10 protein-coding genes are annotated in these 16,606 nt (G+C 69.8%); 6 read left to right on the top strand and 4 right to left on the bottom strand.

Going from position 1 to position 16,606, the window contains the following annotated elements; translation table 11 throughout:
• Positions 1 to 33: 33 nt before the first annotated feature.
• The 3 genes from KEG57_RS34895 to KEG57_RS34885 are packed head-to-tail and all read left to right on the top strand — an operon-like array spanning position 34 to position 5,720.
• Positions 34 to 2,388 (top strand): transglycosylase SLT domain-containing protein, encoded by a 2,355-nt coding sequence (locus KEG57_RS34895; RefSeq protein WP_272424915.1) that lies wholly within the window; start codon positions 34 to 36, stop codon positions 2,386 to 2,388.
• Positions 2,389 to 2,434: 46 nt separating this feature from the next.
• Positions 2,435 to 3,868, top strand: coding sequence for a phospholipase C (locus KEG57_RS34890; RefSeq protein WP_272424914.1), 1,434 nt, complete (start codon positions 2,435 to 2,437; stop codon positions 3,866 to 3,868).
• Positions 3,840 to 5,720 carry a cytochrome-c peroxidase gene (locus KEG57_RS34885; RefSeq protein ID WP_272424913.1) on the top strand — a complete coding sequence of 627 codons (1,881 nt, stop codon included), beginning with the start codon at positions 3,840 to 3,842 and terminating at the stop codon, positions 5,718 to 5,720. Before KEG57_RS34890 ends, KEG57_RS34885 begins: the two co-directional genes overlap by 29 nt.
• Here the strand turns inward: KEG57_RS34885 and KEG57_RS34880 are convergent.
• On the bottom strand, positions 5,717 to 7,105 hold the full coding sequence (locus tag KEG57_RS34880) for a PAS domain-containing sensor histidine kinase (RefSeq protein ID WP_272424912.1): 1,389 nt from the start codon (positions 7,103 to 7,105) through the stop codon (positions 5,717 to 5,719). The genes KEG57_RS34885 and KEG57_RS34880 overlap by 4 nt on opposite strands.
• Positions 7,106 to 7,224: 119 nt before the next feature.
• Between KEG57_RS34880 and KEG57_RS34875 the strand changes: the two genes are divergently transcribed.
• Positions 7,225 to 7,791, top strand: a complete 567-nt coding sequence (locus KEG57_RS34875) for a hypothetical protein (RefSeq protein ID WP_272459224.1) — start codon at positions 7,225 to 7,227, stop codon at positions 7,789 to 7,791.
• A 3-nt stretch (positions 7,792 to 7,794) separates the two neighbouring features.
• Here KEG57_RS34875 and KEG57_RS34870 read toward each other — a convergent pair whose 3' ends face one another.
• Positions 7,795 to 8,439 (bottom strand): hypothetical protein, encoded by a 645-nt coding sequence (locus KEG57_RS34870; protein WP_272424910.1) that lies wholly within the window; start codon positions 8,437 to 8,439, stop codon positions 7,795 to 7,797.
• A gap of 161 nt (positions 8,440 to 8,600) precedes the next feature.
• On the opposite strand from KEG57_RS34870, the gene KEG57_RS34865 reads away from it, so the two are divergent.
• Positions 8,601 to 9,968: a hypothetical protein gene (locus tag KEG57_RS34865; protein WP_272424909.1), complete on the top strand. Its 1,368-nt coding sequence runs from the start codon at positions 8,601 to 8,603 to the stop codon at positions 9,966 to 9,968.
• Between the two features lie 44 nt (positions 9,969 to 10,012).
• A complete protein-coding gene (locus KEG57_RS34860) occupies positions 10,013 to 15,565 on the top strand; it encodes an Ig-like domain-containing alpha-2-macroglobulin family protein (protein WP_272424908.1) in 5,553 nt (1,850 codons plus the stop codon).
• A 6-nt stretch (positions 15,566 to 15,571) separates the two neighbouring features.
• On the opposite strand, the gene KEG57_RS34855 is transcribed toward KEG57_RS34860, so the two are convergent.
• Together KEG57_RS34855 and KEG57_RS34850 are read right to left on the bottom strand one after the other, a co-directional pair.
• Positions 15,572 to 15,940 carry a DUF4180 domain-containing protein gene (locus tag KEG57_RS34855; protein ID WP_272424907.1) on the bottom strand — a complete coding sequence of 123 codons (369 nt, stop codon included), beginning with the start codon at positions 15,938 to 15,940 and terminating at the stop codon, positions 15,572 to 15,574.
• A 58-nt stretch (positions 15,941 to 15,998) separates the two neighbouring features.
• Complete coding sequence (locus KEG57_RS34850; protein WP_272424906.1) at positions 15,999 to 16,595, bottom strand: hypothetical protein; 597 nt, start codon at positions 16,593 to 16,595, stop codon at positions 15,999 to 16,001.
• Positions 16,596 to 16,606: the final 11 nt, after the last annotated feature.

Here is a 16,606-nt window from a genome sequence, read left to right as displayed (position 1 = left end):
GCGCCGCCCCCGTGAGACACACCCCTCCTGCCCATGCGCTTCTGTCGGGCTGCACGCTTCCTCCTCACGGCGACCTTCCTCACGGCCGCTGCGCTCGCCCCCGCGTCGAGCCTCGCGCAGCCGAAGCCCGCGCCCGCCGGGGTCAAGCCCGCGGCCCCCAAGCCCGCGGCCGCCAAGCCCGCGCAGAAGCCCAAAACCCAGGCCGCCAAGCCCGCGCAGAAACCCGCCGCGAAAAAGCCCACCGGCAAAAAGCCCGCCACGCGCAAGCCCGGCGACCCCGGCGAGCCCGACGAGAATGCCCGCCGCGCCATCGCGGGCCTGCCTCCCACGCAGCATCGTGGGGTCGACGAGTCTACCGAGCTCCGCGCCCTCCGTGAGCTCGACCTCGCCCTCTTCTCCCCGGCGCCTCATGCCGGCGCGCCCTGGCCCTCGGACGACCTGCCTACCCTCGATCGTGGCGGCCCCGTCCTCCTCGCCACCGGCGTTCCCCCTTCGGCGCCGCTCCCGGCGCCCCTCCAGCCCCCTCCGCCGGCCGACCTCTCCTTCATCAAAAAACTCGATCTCCCCGACATCCCCGTCCGCTGGGATGCGCGCGTCCTCCGTTACCTCGAGTTTTACAAGAACAACCCTCGCGGTCGCGCCATGGTCGCCTCGTGGGTCAAGAAGAGCGGCCGTTACGGCGCGGCCATTCGCCGCGTCCTTCGTGAGCAGGGTTTGCCCGAGGACGTCGTCTGGCTCGCGCTCGTCGAAAGCGGATTCGATCCGACCATTCATTCACCCGTCGGCGCCGCTGGCCTCTGGCAGTTCATGCCCGAGGGCGCCCGCATCTATGGCCTCACCGTCGACCGCTGGATCGACGAGCGCCTCGACCCCGAGCGCTCCACCCTCGCCGCCGCGCGTTACCTCTCCGACCTCCACCGCCGCTTCGGGACCTGGGAGCTCGCCTTTGCCGCCTACAACATGGGGTATGGCGGCCTCCTCGCCTCCATTCGCAAATACAACACGAACGATTTCTGGGAGCTCAGCCGCCTCGAAGCGGGCCTCCCGCTCGAAACGGCGCTGTACGTCCCGAAGATCGTTTCCATGGCGATCGTCGCCAAGAATTGCGCCGTCTTCGGTTGCGACGGCGTCGAGCCCGAGCCTGCGGTCACCTTCGACAAACTCGCGGTCGGCCCCGGCGTCGCGCTCCGCACCGTTGCTGCGGCAGCCGGCGTCGAGCTCGACGCCGTCGAAGACTTGAATCCGCAGCTGCCCGTCGGCCGCACCCCGCCGCTCGGCCCCGACGCCAAGGAGGGCGCCTCCTTCGTCGTCCGCGTCCCGCCCGGCACGGGCGCCCGCGCCGCCAAGACCGTCGCCAAGCACCTCGAGCGCGAGGACAAACTCGAACGTCACCTCGTCCGCTGGGGCGAGTCGATCGAGGACGTCGCCACCCTCCGCGGCACCACGAAGAGCACCTTGCTCTCCCTGAACGGCCTCCGCTCCGGCGAGCAAGTCCGCCCTGGCACCGTCCTCCTCGTCCCCGAGGGCGGCCCCGACAAACCCACCGTCGCCAGCGTCTTCTCCGGCGCCCGCGGCGAAAAACCCACCATCGTCGTCCCCGCGGAGGCCTTCACCTACCCCGATCGCCGCCGCATCTTTTATCGTGTCGTCGCTGGCGACACCGTCCGCGAGGTCGCTTCCGCGCTCTCCGTCTCCGCTGCCGAGCTCTCCCGCTGGAACACGCTCGACCCCTCGGCCACCCTTCACGATGGGATGACCTTGCAGGTCTTCGTCCCGCGCGAGCGCGCCCTCACGAATGCGCTCGTCCTCGATGACGCCGAGGCCCGTGTCCTGCCCGTCGGCTCCACCGAGTTCTTCACCCATTTCGAGAACCTCAAGGGCCGCAAGCGCCTGGAGATCGCCGCCGCCGAGGGCGATACCTGGCGCAGTTTGTCGAAGCGATACAATCTCAGCCTCGGGATGCTCGAGCGCATCAACCACCGCTCGCGCACGAGCGCCCTCGCGCCGGGCGACAAGGTCGTCGTGTACGTCGCGCAGCCGATCGCGCCCAAGGCTGCGCCCGTCCCCGCCAAGGAGACCTCGGACGACAAGGCCGAGGCCGTCGCCGTCGCGCGTCCCGTCGAGGACAAACCCGCGGAGGCCGAGGAGCCCGACGATCCCAAGGCGGACGGCAAGCCCGCGGCTGACGAGGGACCGACCAAGCCCGCGAGTTTCCGCACCGAAACCCCGGCGCCCGCCCCCGAGAAGCCTGCGGCCAACAAGCCTGCGACCGGCAAGCCTGCGACCGACAAGCCTGCGGCCAGCAAGCCTGCCTCCGACAAGCCTGCCTCCGACAAGCCTGTGACGCCCAAGGAGCCCCCGGCGGCGCTCCCCCCGCCTGCCCCCTGATTTTCTCGTAGCCAGCCACCGGGCTCGCGCGCGATGATGGGAGCCGATGCGCCGCGCTAGTAGCCCTCTGCTCCTTGTTTTGCTCCCGACCCTCGCCCTCGTCGGCTGCACGTCCGACGAGGATCCGCAGACCACGCCTCCGCTCCCTGGACCCGCGGAATGGAACCGCGACGTCGTCCCGCCGAGCGACGACGAGGCCGCTGCGAAGCGGACCTCGTGCGGATACACGGAGGGCATGCTCCCCGCGGAAACACAAGGGGCATCGCGCCCTTACGGCGCCGAGATTCCCGTCGACCACATCGTGGTCGTCATGATGGAGAATCGCTCCTTCGACCATTACTTCCAGAAGCTGCCCGAGTACGGCCAGCAAGACGTCGAGGTCGCGCCCGAAAGCTTCACGAACCTCGACCAGACCGGCACCGCTGTCGCCCCGTTCCGTGACAACCAGTTCTGCTTCGTGGACACGAACCACGAATGGACCGGCACGCACGAGCAGATCAACGCCGGCAAGATGGACGGGTTTTTCAAGACCAACGACGGCTGGCACGAGCTGCCGAGCCCCGGCGCCCCCGAGGACATGCTGAGCGGCCGCCGCGCCCTCGGCTACTACACCCAGGACGATCTGCCGTTTTATTACTGGCTCGCGAACGAGTTCGCCATCGCGGACCACTACCATTCCTCGGTCCCCGGCCCCACGTGGCCGAACCGCATGTACCTCTACGCGGCGACCTCCTTCGGCGCCGTCCACAACGAATTCGTCACGGTCGACAAGACGCTCTTCGATTACCTCGAGATGCGGCAGGTCTCCTGGCGCGTCTACGTCTCGACCACCCCCGGCGCCGCGATCTTCGTCGACAAGTACCTCGAGTACAGCAAGGACGAGCACGGGCATTTCGTACCGATCGAGAATTACTTCCACGACCTCGAAAACGGCAACTTGCCCCAGGTCGTCTTCGTCGATCCGGGCATCGCGCGCGAAGGCTACGCGCAAAACGACGAGCATCCGCCTGCGATCGCCATGCTCGGCGAGCAATTCACCGCCAGCGTCATCGAAGCCCTCGCGAAGAGCTCGGCCTGGGAGCGTTCCGCGCTCTTCGTCACGTACGACGAGCACGGCGGCCTCTACGACCACGTCGTGCCCCCGCCCGCCTGCCCGCCCGACGACATCGCGCCCGCATTGAAGGAAGGCGATACCGACGCGAAATTCGACCAACTCGGCGTCCGCGTCCCGCTCATCGTCGTCTCTCCCTACGCGAAAAAGCATTTCGTCGGTCACCGGACGTACGATCACACCTCGATCGTCCGTTTCATCGAGGCCCGCTTCCAGATGCCGGCGCTCACGAATCGGGATGCGAACGCCGAGGCGCCGTGGGAAATGTTCGACTTCGAAAACCCCCCGCATGCCGAGCCTCCGACGTTCGCGATGCCCACGGTCGACCAGGCCAAGATCGATGCCTGCAAGGCGCTTTACGAGCCCTGAACACCTCTCCGCGCTCGTCCTCGCGGCCCTGCTCCTCGCAGGCTGCCCGGACGAGCCGGAGGCCCCCGCCCCCGCGGACGCAGGCGCGCCCGTCGATGCAGGGGCCGTCCTCCCCGAATCTCCGATTTCTCCGCTCGCGCATATCGTCGAAGCGCCCGCCCGCCGCGGCCTCGACGCCCTCGAGGCGCTCGTGGCCGCGATGCCCCAGGGGCGCGGCGACGCCGATGCGCATTACCTCGACCTTCGCCGCGCCTTCGCCGCGGGCACGCCGCTCTGGCGCAGGCCGGAGAGCCTCGGCGGCGAGGTCGTCTTCGGCCCTCCGCGCTCCATGGACGAAGGCGGCGGCGCGCTCCTCCGCCTCGACGCCGCCCTCGTCCGCGGGGACGCCGCGGCCGCGCGCGCCGAAATGCTCACCCTCGAACGCGCATTGCGCCTCTTCCACAGCGAAGCGCGCCGCATTCCGCCCGCGCCCGCCATCGTCGCGCATGCCCTCTCGCTCGCCGCGTACGACCTCGGCGCCCTCGCGCTCGAATCGATGCAGGGCGTCCCCGACGGCTCCGCCGCCGTCCTCGCCGATCTCCGCGGCACCCTCGATTTCATCGAATCCGCCGCCGCGGCCCTCGCGACGCCCGGAACCGCGCAAACCCCGGCCGCCCTCGATTCCGTCAAAGAAGCCACCCGGCCCCTCCGCGCCCGCCTCGACGCCGCGAAGACCGCGGACGACCTCGACGACCGCGCGAGCTTCGTCCTCGCCACGGGCCGCCTCGGCGTCGCCCTTCGCCGCCTCATCGCCGCCGCCGGCGCGACGGTCCGATTGCCTTACCGCGCCCGTTTCCCGGTCGCGAAGACCGACGCCGACGAACCCGTCTCGGCCCTCACCCTCCCCGCCCCGCGCAGCCGCCCGCGCCAAACCGGCAGCGACGAAGCCCCCTGGGCCGCGCTCGGCCGCAAGCTCTTCTTCGACAAACGTTTGTCCAAGAACAACGCTCGCTCCTGCGCGACCTGCCACGTCCCCGAAAAAGGCTTTGCGGACGGCCTCCCTCGCCCGCCCTCGCTCGATCCGGCCGTCACGCTGCGCCATACCCCGACCCTGCTGTACGGCCCGCTGCACGCCGCGCAGCTCTGGGACGGCCGCACGCTCACGCCCGAGCGCCAGGCCCTCGGCGTCATTCACGCCCGCGCCGAAATGGGCCTCGAACCCGGCGAGCTCGTCACCGCCATCGAATCCGCCGCGGACCTCCGCGCCCTCTTCCAGGCGCTCCCCACGCCGGGCGTCACGCCCGACAACGTCGGCCGCGCCCTCGCCGCCTTCGAATCCGAGGTTTTCGTCCCCGGCGACGCCCCGATCGACGCGTTCGCCCGCGGCGACGAAACCGCGCTCTCGCCCCTGCATCGCCGCGGCCTCGACGTCTTTGCCGGCAAGGGCCGCTGCGCCCGCTGCCACATCCCGCCCTTCTTCGGCGGCTCCCGCCCGCTCGATTTCGCCGTCCCCGTCTTCGCCGTCCTCGGCGTCCCCGACAAACCCGGCGGTCCCACCCTCGATCCGGATCGGGGCCGCGGGGCGCTCACCTCACGTCCGGCCGACGAGGGCGCCCTCAAAACCCCGACGACCCGCGACGTCGCGCGCACCGCGCCTTATTTCCACCACGGCGCTTTCCGCACGCTCGAAGAGGTCGTCGATTTCTACGACAAGGGCGGCGGCAAGGGCTTCGGCCTCCCCGTCCCGAACCAGGACCCCGACGTGCGTCCGCTCGGTTTGTCCGCCGACGACAAACGCGCCCTCCTGGCCTTCCTTCGCGAGGCGCTGCTCGACAAGACGCCGCCCGAGAAGCTCGCCACGCCCCCGCGCTAATCCGTCACCTTCGTGGGCAACTCGAAAAAGAACACCGCGCCGCCCGCCTTCTCGTTCTCGTATCCGACGCGGCCGCCGTGCATCACCACGATCGTCTTCGCGATGTAGAGCCCGAGCCCCGTCCCGCCGACGCTGCGCGTGCTCGACGCGTCCGCCTGCGAAAAACGCCGAAAAATCTTGTCGCGGAACGCCTCCGGCACCCCGGGCCCCCGATCCGCCACCTCCACGCGAACCCCCTCCGGCATCGCCCGCGCGCGCACCTGCACGACTTCGCCGGCCGGCGAATGCTTGATCGCATTCGACAGGAGATTCAAGACCACCTGCTGGATCCGTTGCGGATCGACGAACACCGGCATTCCCTCGGGCATGTCCGTCTCCACCACGATCCCCTTCGCCTGCGCCGCCGGCGCGTGAAGCTCGATCGCGCCCCGCACGACGTCCGCGAGGTCCGCCTGCGCGAACTTCAGCGAAATGCCCCCCGCCGCGAGCTTTCGCACGTCGAGCAGATCGTCCACGAGCCGCCCGAGCCGCTGCACGTTCTCCGACGCCATCTGCAAAAGCTCCGCCTGGAGCGCCGGATCCTTGCCCGCCACGCCGCCCACGACGAGCCCGATCGCGCCCCGGATCGCCGTCAGCGGCGTGCGCAATTCGTGGCTCACCACGCTCACGAGCTCGTCCTTCGCGCGCTCCGCCTCGATACGCGCCGTCATGTCGTGCGCGCTCACCAGAATGCCGGGGTTGCCCGTCACCGGATCCGGAATCGGCCGCGCGGCCACCGAGAACCACCGCGGCCCCTCCGTCGTCACGACCTCCACGTCCTCGAAAAACGGCTCGCCCCCCGCGACCTGCGCGAGCGCGCGCGCGCCCTCCGCGGGCTCGGCGAAGATCCCCTCGAACGAGAATGCATGACCGAACGTCTGGCGCGCCAGCGTATTCGCCTGCAAGAGCGAGCCGTCGAGCGCGTGCGTCGTCACCACGAGCGGCGCATACCGGACCGCCTCCGCGGCGCGCACCACTTCGGGATCTGCGACGTCGCGAATCGGCGTCCCCTCGACGAGCAGGCCCCCGCGGCCGTCGGGCAACGGGAATGTTTTGAAACTCATGTGCACGCGGACCGTGTCGCCCTTCGGATAGATCGTCCGCTCCGACGTGAAACGTTCGCCGGCCGCCACGCGATCGCGGAGCTGCTGCAACGTCGCGCGAATCGTCGGCGACGGGGCGAGGTCCCGGTTGACGAGCTCGTGCAGATCCTCGGCGCGCCAGAGAGCCACGGCAGCGCGGTTCGCCCACACGATCCGCACGGCGTCCGGGTCCGTGATCCAGACGGGCAGATCGAGCAAATGCAGGATTTCGAGGCGGGGATCGGCGAGGGGCGAGAAACGCATGGGCGGCTCCGCGGCCATCCCCCCTCCGCGAAAAGCGAGGGGCCGACGCGAGGTAAAGCGCCATCCTAGTCGCGTACGCGGCCCGGGTGGGGTAAAAACGACGGCGCGCGTGGGTGTCGATGGACACGTCCATCGGGAAGACCCACGCGACGCACGACGGCGACGTGGAGCGAGGACCCCCGGAGAGCACGATGGACAAACGAAGGGACCCGAAGGCGCAACGACCAGCGCCCGAGCAAGCGGAACCGGCGCCGCTCGACGAAGAGGCGCTCGAAGAGGGCGAGGAAGGCGAGGACGACGACGAGCTCGCGCCTACAGTCATCGTCGGTCGATTCGGCGATCTGCGCGGGTTTGCCGACGCAGCGCTCGTCAAGAAGTACGCCGAGCGGCCCGTCTGGTTCCTGATCGAAGACGACGCGGACCTCGTCGAGCTCTTCGTCCGGCACCCCGAAAAGCCCGCCCCGCGCGCCACGGCGGAGACCTTGCTCAGCGTCCTGCGCTCGTTCGCCGCGGCCGAGAGCGAGGCGCTCCAGGCCCTGCTCGGACCGACGGACCAGATCGGGTTCGGCTATCACGAGAACGCTTCGTTCGACGACGTCGTCGCGTCGTTCGAGGACGACGGCTTCGAGGTCGCGTTTGCCCTGTACGAAGGAAAGGTCGTGCCGGAGGAAGAGGACGACGAATGAGCGTCAAGCGCTCCAGCTGATCCGAACCGTGACGGCCTTTTGGGCAATCCCGTCGCGCTCGCCGTCGGGCATCGGCGCCGACCACGCATACCGCACGTCCCGCGCGCCCACGGCGCTCAGCGCGCCCTCGATGAAGCCCTCGTTGCACCACAGGTAATACCCCAGCATGGGCGCGGGCATGCCGGAGAACCGCCCCTCCACGAGCCCCTCGGCCGCGAGCGACATCTCGGCGCGGCAATGGTCGAAATATCGCTCGAAGATGCGCGGCAGCCGGACGGCCATGTCCCCGGCCGACGAGCTCCGCATCTGCGTGCGGTAAAGGCCCATCACGTTGTTCTCGCCCGCGTGGCGCGCGCGTCCCCGGACGAACTTGTCGAGCGGCGTCCCCTCGGCCTTCGCCAGCGCGCGAGCGAAATGGACGACCGGCACGAGATCGTAACTCGACGCCGCGAGGAAAATCGTATTTCCGAGGAACGCCTCGATTTCGGGATGGCCGATCGCGGCGTACACGGCCGAAAGCCCGCCCGGCGTACGTTTGTTCGCGTATTCGATATACCCCATGTACATGACGCCGCGGACGCGGAACGGCCCTTCCCCGATTCGATGTCGCCCCGGCGACGGATCGCAGGCCCACGTCTCCTTGTACATGGCGGGGAGTTTATCGACCCGGGCAGAGCCCCGCAAGCGCGCCCCCTCACCGCGCGCGGCGCGACGAAAACGGGAAGCGCGGGCGGCTGTGAGCGGGCTTCGGGCGCTGGAATCGATCGAACCCCAAGCCCCTCGGCGCCCGCGCGTCCAACGACGCAGCGATGCCCCGTTCTGCCCGCCTCGCGAGCGCTCTCGCCGCGCTCGCCCTGCTTTTTGTCCTCGGGTGCGGCGCGCCGCCCCTCCCGCGCGGAGGCGAGGCCGCCACGCGTGGCCCCGCGATCCCCGCGCCAGACCTCCTCGCAATCGAACCTACGAATCCCGGCGGCCAGACCTCCCTCGTCCTCCTCGAACCCCACCAGGGCGATACCCCGTTTTCCGCGTTCCGGCTCGTCAACAAGAACCCCGACCCCATCCGCGGCGCGCGCCATTGGCCCGGCCTCTTCGGTACGATTGAAAGGCTCGGCCTCGACGACGTTTATCGCGCCTTTCCGCCCCCGCAGGGGTATTGCTTGACCGTCTCCGCAAAGCCCGAGCTCGCGCCCGCTGCGGCGACCATCGTCTCCGAGCTCCCCCTCATGGGTGGCGAGCGCATCCTCCCGCCCGGTCGCTATCGGTTCGTCGTGCCACACCTGCGCGACACGTACCCCGACAAACTCTTCGCGGCCACCCTCGCCTTCGAGGTGCACGGCCTCGATCCGACCGAGAGCGAGGAGCTCGTGCGCCTGCTCGATCGGGACGACGTCCGCGCCTGCCCCCTCGTCGCCTCGTATTTGCTCGACACCATCGAGCGCTCGGCCGCGCCCGAGGCCTTGCCGCGCCTCGAATCGGTCCATGCGGAAACCCTCGACGAGCGGGCGCGCCTCTACGCCGTCCTCGCCCATTTCCCCGAGCACGTCCCCCGCCTCACGCGTATTGCCGCCGGCCCCTCGCCCGGCTCCCTCGCCGCGGCCGTCGTCCTGCTCGAAGAGGGCGCCCGCGGCACCGCGCTCACCGCCGCCATCACGCGCATTGCTCTCTCGCTCGCCGCCCCCGACGAACCCCCGATTCGTGTCATCGACGCCCTCGCCCGCGAGGCCGACGAATGGCCTCCCGAAATCGCCCCGCGCCTCGTCGCACGCCTCCTCGCCACGCGCTCGCCTGAGCTTCGCCTCTCCCTCGCGACGGCCCTCTCCGCGGCCGGCAAGGAGGTCCTCGGAAAGGAAGCGCGCCCGGCCGTGAAAGCCATGCGCGCGGCGGCGCGTGCGAGCGCGGACGCGCGTAGTCGCGAAGCCTTGCTCGACATGGCCGCCGCCCTCGCGGAAAACCTCGGCGACGAGCCCCCGCGTGATCGCCCCGGCCTCGCGCTCAAGGCCATGCCCGAGCTCGGCGGCGCGGCGGACGACCCTTGCCACATCCTCTTCGAATCCCTCCGCCCCCATCCCCTCTTGCGCCATACCCCCGCTGCATGGCCGCATGGCGAACGCGAGCCTTTGCGCACGCGTTTTGGTGCGTCGGGCGTGGAGCTTTACCGTCCTGCCAAAGACGAATGAACCGGGAACCTCGGACCGCCTCGCCTGTCGATCCCCACCTCCCCATGCGTTTGCGCCGCCCCTCGCCTGCCGCCGCCGCGCTCGCCGCCCTTGCCGCCGCCTCCGCGGCCTGTTTTCCCGGCGCGCTTCCGCCGAAACCTCCCGTGGCGCCCGTCCGGGGCGAGCTCGCGCCCCGCGCGGCCCTCGCCCCGCGCGCTCCGGAGGCCGGCCCGCTCCGCGTCGTCTATGCAGGTCCGAGCGGCGAGACCGGCCCGAGCCCCGAGATCACGCTCGTCTTCAGCAAACCCATGCGCGCGATCGGCGCGGATCCGCGCTCGCCCGAGGCCCCCGTCCGGATCACCCCGGCCCTTCCCGGCGCATTCTCCTGGGTCGGATCGAGCGCGCTCCAGTTCGTCCCTGAAAAACCATTTCCTCCCGCGACGGCATTCCGCGTCGAGGTCCCCGCGGACACCCGCGCGCTCGACGGCAGCGCCCTCGAAGCCCCCTTCGTCCTTTCCTTTTCGACCCCGCGGCCCTCCGTCTCCGGCAGCGAGCCCGCGCGCGGCGCGACCGGCATTCGCCCGGACGCGACGATCACGCTCTTCTTCACGCAAGCCGTGAAAGCCGCCGAAATCTCGCGCGCCGTCACGATCGACGCGGGCCGCGGCCCCGTCCCGTATTCGATCGTCGAGGTCACGGACGATCGCGCCGTGCTCGCTCCGCGCGCCCCGCTCCCGCGCGACAAGGACGTCCTCGTGCGCATCGACGCCTCGCTCCGCGGCGCCGAGGGCGAGCTCTCGGCCGGAAAGGCCGAGGAAATCCGATTTCGCACCCTCGGCCCCGCGGGACTCGCCTCGGCGGAGTGCCATCCACACCCCCTCGAAAAAGATCGCTGCGACCCGACCGAGACCACGATCACGCTCAAGTTCGCGACACCCATCTCGGACGAGGTCCTCGAGCGCGCCATCGCCGTCGATCCTCGCCCGGACTCGTTCCATGTGTCCGGCTCCTACGACGACGGCGAATCGAGCCGCGAGGTGTACGTCAACGGGGACTTCGAGCCCGGAAAAACCTATCGCGTGGAGGTCCGCACCCAGGGCGCCGGCCGTGCCTTCCAGGACATCCACGGCCAGCGCCTCCCCGCGAACGTCAGACGCGAGTTTCGTTTCGGCGACCTGCCTGCCGAGCTCATCATCGGCGCGAGGGGCACCTACTGGGTCCCGGATGGAAAACGCATCCTGCCGATTGGCGTGACGAACACCGTCGACGCGACGGTCTCGCTGATTCCTCTCGACAAGGACCAGGTCCTCGCAAAACTCGCGGGAAACCAGGTCCCCCTCGTCTCGCCTTCGCTGACCTTCGCAGCGCCCGCGGGCAAACGCAACGAGGATCGTTGGTCGCGCCTCGTCGTCCAGGACCACTTGCCTCCGGGCGTCACGAGTGGCCCCGTGCTCGTCCGGGCCGGGTTTCGCGGCGCGCCGGAGCAGCCGCCGAAGACGGCCGAACACGAAATGCAATTGACCGACCTCGGCCCGCTGACCAAGATTGCCCCGGACGAGGCGCTCGTCTGGCTCACGCGCCTCTCGAATGCGGCCCCCGTGAAAGGCGCGCGGGTCGAGGTCCACTACGTTCCCCCCGGCGGCCGCCCCTCGCTCCTCGGCGCGGCCGAGGCCGACGACAAGGGCCTCGCGTCCATCCCCTTGCGCATTCCCCCGCGAAAGCCGGGCGAGCGCGAGGCCAAGCTCGCCGTCGTGGCGCGGAGCGGCGACGATTGGATGTACCAATCGCTCTCCGCTCCGCCCGCGCCCGAGCCCGTCGGCCGCCTCTTCTCCGCCCGCGGAATCTATCGGCCCGGCGAACAGGTGGAGCTCAAAGGAGTCCTCCGCGTCCCGGTCACCGCGGGCCTCGACACGCCGCGCGGCCGCGAGGTCACCTTGCGCATTCTCGACCCCGAACGCCGCCCGATCAGCACCACGCGCCACGTGCTCTCCCGCTTCGGCACCTTCGCCACCGTCATGCCCCTCGCCGAGGACGCTCCGCTCGGGCATTATCGCGCCGAGGCCGAGCTCGACGGCGAGCGCATTCACTGGGGATTCTCGGTGGATCATTATCGCCCGGTCGAGAGCAAGGCCGAGGCGCGCCTCGACAAACAGGTCTACGAGCCCGGCGAACGAATGAGCTGCACCGCGCACGGCGAGATGCTCTACGGCGCCCCGATGGCCGGCGGACGCGCGTCGATCGTCGTCACGCGCGGCTCCGGCGAACCGAGCGTCCCGGGCCTCGACGATTACCTGCTCACCGAGCACGACGTGCGGGTGGCCTCGGCGCAGATCGCGCAGGGCACGGGCAAGCTCGACGGCCATGGCGCCTTCTCGCCCGCTGCCCCCCTCGTATTGCCCGGCCAAACAGCCGTCGAGACAGTTACTTGCCGCGTCGAAATCATGGACCTCAACCAGCAGACGCGGTACGCGGAGGACAGCGCCCTCGTCTACCCTGCCAGCGTGCTCGTCGCGCTCTCCGAGGACGACCGATACTGGGTCAAGCCCGGCGACAAGGTCACGCCGCGCGTGCTCGTGGTGACGCCGGCGGGCGAGCGGCGCTCGCACCCGGTGCACCTCGAATTCTCGCGCCGCGCCCGCCGCGACGACAACGCCGTCGAGGACCGCACGGTCGGCACCTGCGACGTCACCAGCGGCGCCGCGCCCGTCGGCTGTGATTTCACGATTCCCACGCAAGTCGCCGGGACCGAATACGAAGTCGAACTCATCGTCCGCGCCACGACGAAGGACGAAAAGGGCCGCCGCGCCGCGGCCTCGTATTCCCTCCACGTCGAGCCCCCGGCCACGACTCCGTCGCCGCCTCCGCCGCCTCCGCCTCCACCGCCGACGCCTCCCTCCGCGGAGCTCGTCCTGCGCCTCGACCGGAGCGAGTATCGGGTCGGACAAACCGCGCGTCTCGTGCTCGAATCACCGCATTCGAAGCCGAACCAAGCGCTCGTCACGTTCGAGCGCGAGGGCTTGCTCTTCCGACGCGTCGTGCCCCTCGCGCCCGCGGGCACGCAAACGATCGTCGACGTCCCCATCACGTTCTCCATGATGCCGAACGCGGCAATCAAGGTCGTCACGCTCTCGGGCACGCGCGAGGAATCCCGCGAGGCTGCGATCGCCGTCAGCCCCGAGGACCGCATGCTCGACGTCGAGGTGCGCCCGAGCAAGCTCCAGGCGGCGCCCGGCGAGACGCTCGACGTCGAGGTCCTCGCGAAGGACGCCGCGGGCAAACCGGTCCAGGCCGAAATCACGTTGTGGGCGGCGGACGAGGGCTCGCTGATGCTCACGTATTACATCACGCCCGAGCCCTTCGAGGCGATTTATGACCCTCGTTATTCGAGCGTCCGGACGAGTGACGTACGCGACGATCTCCTCCGCACGTTCTCGGGCCGCCGCGCGAAGCCGCCCCTGGTCCGCATGGGCGCGACCAGCGTGAGCCCCCGCCGCGGCGATTTCCGACAAACCGTCGCTTTCTTTCCGGACCTCGTCACAGACGCGTCGGGCCGCGTGAAGCGCCGCATCAAGCTGCCCGATGGCCTCACCGCCTATCGATTCATGGCGATGGCCGTGGCGGAGGACGATCGTACGGGCTCGGACGATGCCACCGTCCTCACGTCGAAGCCCCTCATGGCGCGCCCGAGCATCCCGCTGGCCTTGCGCGCGGGGGATCAATTCGAAGCTTCCGTGGTCCTGTCCGCGCTCGACATCCCCGGCGGCAATACCGTCGTGACCGCGAGCGCCGAGGGCCTCACGCCCGCGGGCCCGATGCGGCGCGAGGCCACGGTCGACCCCGAGCACCCGGCCCTCGTGCGTTTTCCCTTCCGCGCCGAGCGCGCCGGAAAAGCGCGCCTCTCGTTCGAGGCGAGCCTGCAAGACGAAACCGACGGCGTCGACCTCAAAACCCAGATTGCCGTGCCCACGACGTTCGAAACCGCTGCCCTCACGGGCGAAACTTCCTCGGCCATTGCCGAGCGCCTCGGGGATCTCGGGGGCCTGCGAAAAGACGTGGGAGGCCTTTCGATATCGCTCGCCTCGACCCCGCTCTCCGGCCTCGCCGCCGGCATCGAGCAGCTCGTCGAATACCCGTACGGATGCACGGAGCAAACCGTGAGCCGCATGGTCCCGCTCCTCGCGCTTCGCGACCTCGCCGATTCCCTCGGCGTGCCGCTCGTGCCTGGACAAACCAGCCCACAAAAGGGCGGCAATGTCGACGCCGCGCTGCGGGAATCGGTGGACCGGCTGCTCACGCACCAGCAAAAGGACGGGAGCTTCGGTCTCTGGCCCGGCTCGTCCGAGGGAGATCCCTACATCACGGCCTATGCGCTCTGGGGACTCGATGAAGCGCGCCGCCGCGGACTGCCCGTGCCTGCAGGCGCCCTCGATCGCGCCGCCCATTCCCTCGCGTCGAGCCTCGCGGCGCCGTTCGCCGAGGCAAACCCTTCTTCGCTCGAACGCGCCGCCTTCGCGCTCGACGTGCTCGCCATGGCCCGGCGCCCTGACGAGAGCCGGATGCGCGCGCTCTTCGGCGAACGCGCGCGCATGCCCCTTCTCGCGCGCGCCCTCCTGCTCCACGCCTTCGCCGTCGCGGGCCGCGGAGGCGGGGACGAAAGCCGCGAGCTCCTCCGCGACCTCGAAACGAACATTCGAATCGACGGCCCCGGTGCGCACGTGGCAAGCGCGTCCGAGGCCAAGGCCCCCTGGCACGAATTCGACTCCAGCGTGCGCACCGACGCCGCGGCCCTGCTCGCGATCGTCGCAACGAACCCCACGCATCCCCTCGCCGCCCGCCTCTCGCGCGGCATCCTCGACGGGCGCGCCGGCGGCGCTTACCGCACGACCCACGAGGCCGCGTGGGCGCTGCTCGCGCTCGACGCGTACCGCAAGAAAAACCCAGCCCCCCTCGATCCCGTGGAGGCACGGGTTTTCCTCGGTGATACGTTGCTCGCGGACGCGCCCCTCGGCGGCGAATCGGGCAAGCTCCGCCGCACCGCCTTCGTCTCCATGTCCGACCTCCTTCGTGGCCGCGGCGCGCCGCTCACGTTCGAGGCTGTGGGCGGAGGCCGCCTCCATTACGAGGCCGTCCTCCGATACGCTCGCGAGGACATGCCCCGCGAGCCGCTTGACGCCGGGTTTTACCTGACAAAATCCTTCCGCCCCGTCGCGGACCTCGGCGGCCCGGTCCTCGCGGCCAGCGCCGCCGCCGAGCGCCGCTTCGATCCCGGGCAGGTCGTGCTTTGCGAAATCGAGGTCGTCACGCGCGAGCCCCGCCGCTTCGTCGTCCTCGAAGACCCGGTCCCCGGCGGTCTCGAACCCATGCGCTTCGCGCACGACGTCGGCGGCCCCTGGCTCGCGAACCTGCAAATGACGCCGGCAGAGCGGCGCGAAATGCGCGGCGACCGCGTCGTTTATTTCATCGACAGGTTGCCCGCCGGCATCACGAGGTTCCGGTATCTCGCCCGCGCGGCCCACGTGGGCCGATTCGTGGCGCCGCCGACGCACATCGAGGAGATGTATGCGCCCGAGACGTTCGGACGTACGGGTGGGACGTACGTGCGAGTGGGAGCAAAATGAGCGTCCTCAGGCGAACGCGTGGATCCATTCCACGGCGGCTTCGCGGGTCTCGAACACCCCGAAATGCTCACCGCGATTCTCCTCGGTGACCATCTCGCCGAAACGGCTGCTATAGCTGACGCTCCCCGGCGGGCATACCACGGCGAGCCGGATCCGATAGTTCCTCAATTTTTGCAGGATATCGCCGGCCACGCGCGAGCTCAGGTCGAAGAAGGCCGCCGGCAGGTTCGCCGTGTAAAGCAGGACGCATCCTGCCCTGCTCCCGAAGCAGGCCTCGATCACACGATCGACGTCCCGCGCGCTCGTCAGGAACGCCTGATTCGGCTGGCCTTCCACGACCGTCACGCCCCCCTCGTCCACGATGTTCGGCTCCATGGCCGCGCATCTAAGCCGAGGGGCTCGGCGCTCGTCAATCACGAAGTCGCGGGCGGCGTTACCGGCAAACGGCCTCCGCCGAGAACGACGCGTCCCAGGTCTTCGGCACGTCGCACGGCGTGGCATAGACGCAGCACTCGCCCGTCTCCGGGTTCTTCGCGTACGTGAGCGCCTGCACGCAAGTCCCGACGACATCGCCCACCCGCGCCTTCGGGCAAGCGCTGTTCACCACGCGAACGCCCTTCGAGGGGAGATCGCCGCTCGAGCCGAGATCACCCTTCGGGGGGAGCATGTGCTCCTTCGTCACTCCGCCTTTGCCGAGGTCGTCGGGCAGCGGCTGTTCGAGATTCTTGCCCTCGATTCCTTTGCCTTCGATTTCCTTGCTCTCTATCTCTTTGCCTTCGATCGACGCCTCGTCCGTTGCGTGGTCGTTGCCCTCGACCGGCACGAACTCGACGTCGCCCTCCAGGGAGATTCCCTTTCCCTTCCCCTCGTCTTGCGAGGGCGCCTGGATATCTCTGCCCTTCTCGGCGCCCGACACGTTCCCCCGACCCAGCGCGAGGTCCTCGTCGTCTCCGCTTCCGAGCGAGCAAGCGGCGACGAGGAGGCCGAAGAAAGGCAGCACCGCGGCACGCGCGACCGTGAATGAACGCATGGGCATTCCCT

This window comes from Polyangium jinanense (assembly GCF_028435365.1).
This window is presented reverse-complemented; position numbering and strand designations above follow the sequence as displayed.

Excerpts from the sequence above, each read along its gene's own strand:
- KEG57_RS34895 (WP_272424915.1), top strand. The coding sequence starts at position 34 with ATGCGCTTCTGTCGGGCTGCACGCTTCCTCCTCACGGCGACCTTCCTC.
- KEG57_RS34890 (WP_272424914.1), top strand. The coding sequence starts at position 2,435 with ATGCGCCGCGCTAGTAGCCCTCTGCTCCTTGTTTTGCTCCCGACCCTC.
- KEG57_RS34885 (WP_272424913.1), top strand. The coding sequence starts at position 3,840 with ATGCCTGCAAGGCGCTTTACGAGCCCTGAACACCTCTCCGCGCTCGTC.
- KEG57_RS34880 (WP_272424912.1), bottom strand. The coding sequence starts at position 7,105 with ATGCGTTTCTCGCCCCTCGCCGATCCCCGCCTCGAAATCCTGCATTTG.
- KEG57_RS34875 (WP_272459224.1), top strand. The coding sequence starts at position 7,225 with ATGGACACGTCCATCGGGAAGACCCACGCGACGCACGACGGCGACGTG.
- KEG57_RS34870 (WP_272424910.1), bottom strand. The coding sequence starts at position 8,439 with ATGTACAAGGAGACGTGGGCCTGCGATCCGTCGCCGGGGCGACATCGA.
- KEG57_RS34865 (WP_272424909.1), top strand. The coding sequence starts at position 8,601 with ATGCCCCGTTCTGCCCGCCTCGCGAGCGCTCTCGCCGCGCTCGCCCTG.
- KEG57_RS34860 (WP_272424908.1), top strand. The coding sequence starts at position 10,013 with ATGCGTTTGCGCCGCCCCTCGCCTGCCGCCGCCGCGCTCGCCGCCCTT.
- KEG57_RS34855 (WP_272424907.1), bottom strand. The coding sequence starts at position 15,940 with ATGGAGCCGAACATCGTGGACGAGGGGGGCGTGACGGTCGTGGAAGGC.
- KEG57_RS34850 (WP_272424906.1), bottom strand. The coding sequence starts at position 16,595 with ATGCGTTCATTCACGGTCGCGCGTGCCGCGGTGCTGCCTTTCTTCGGC.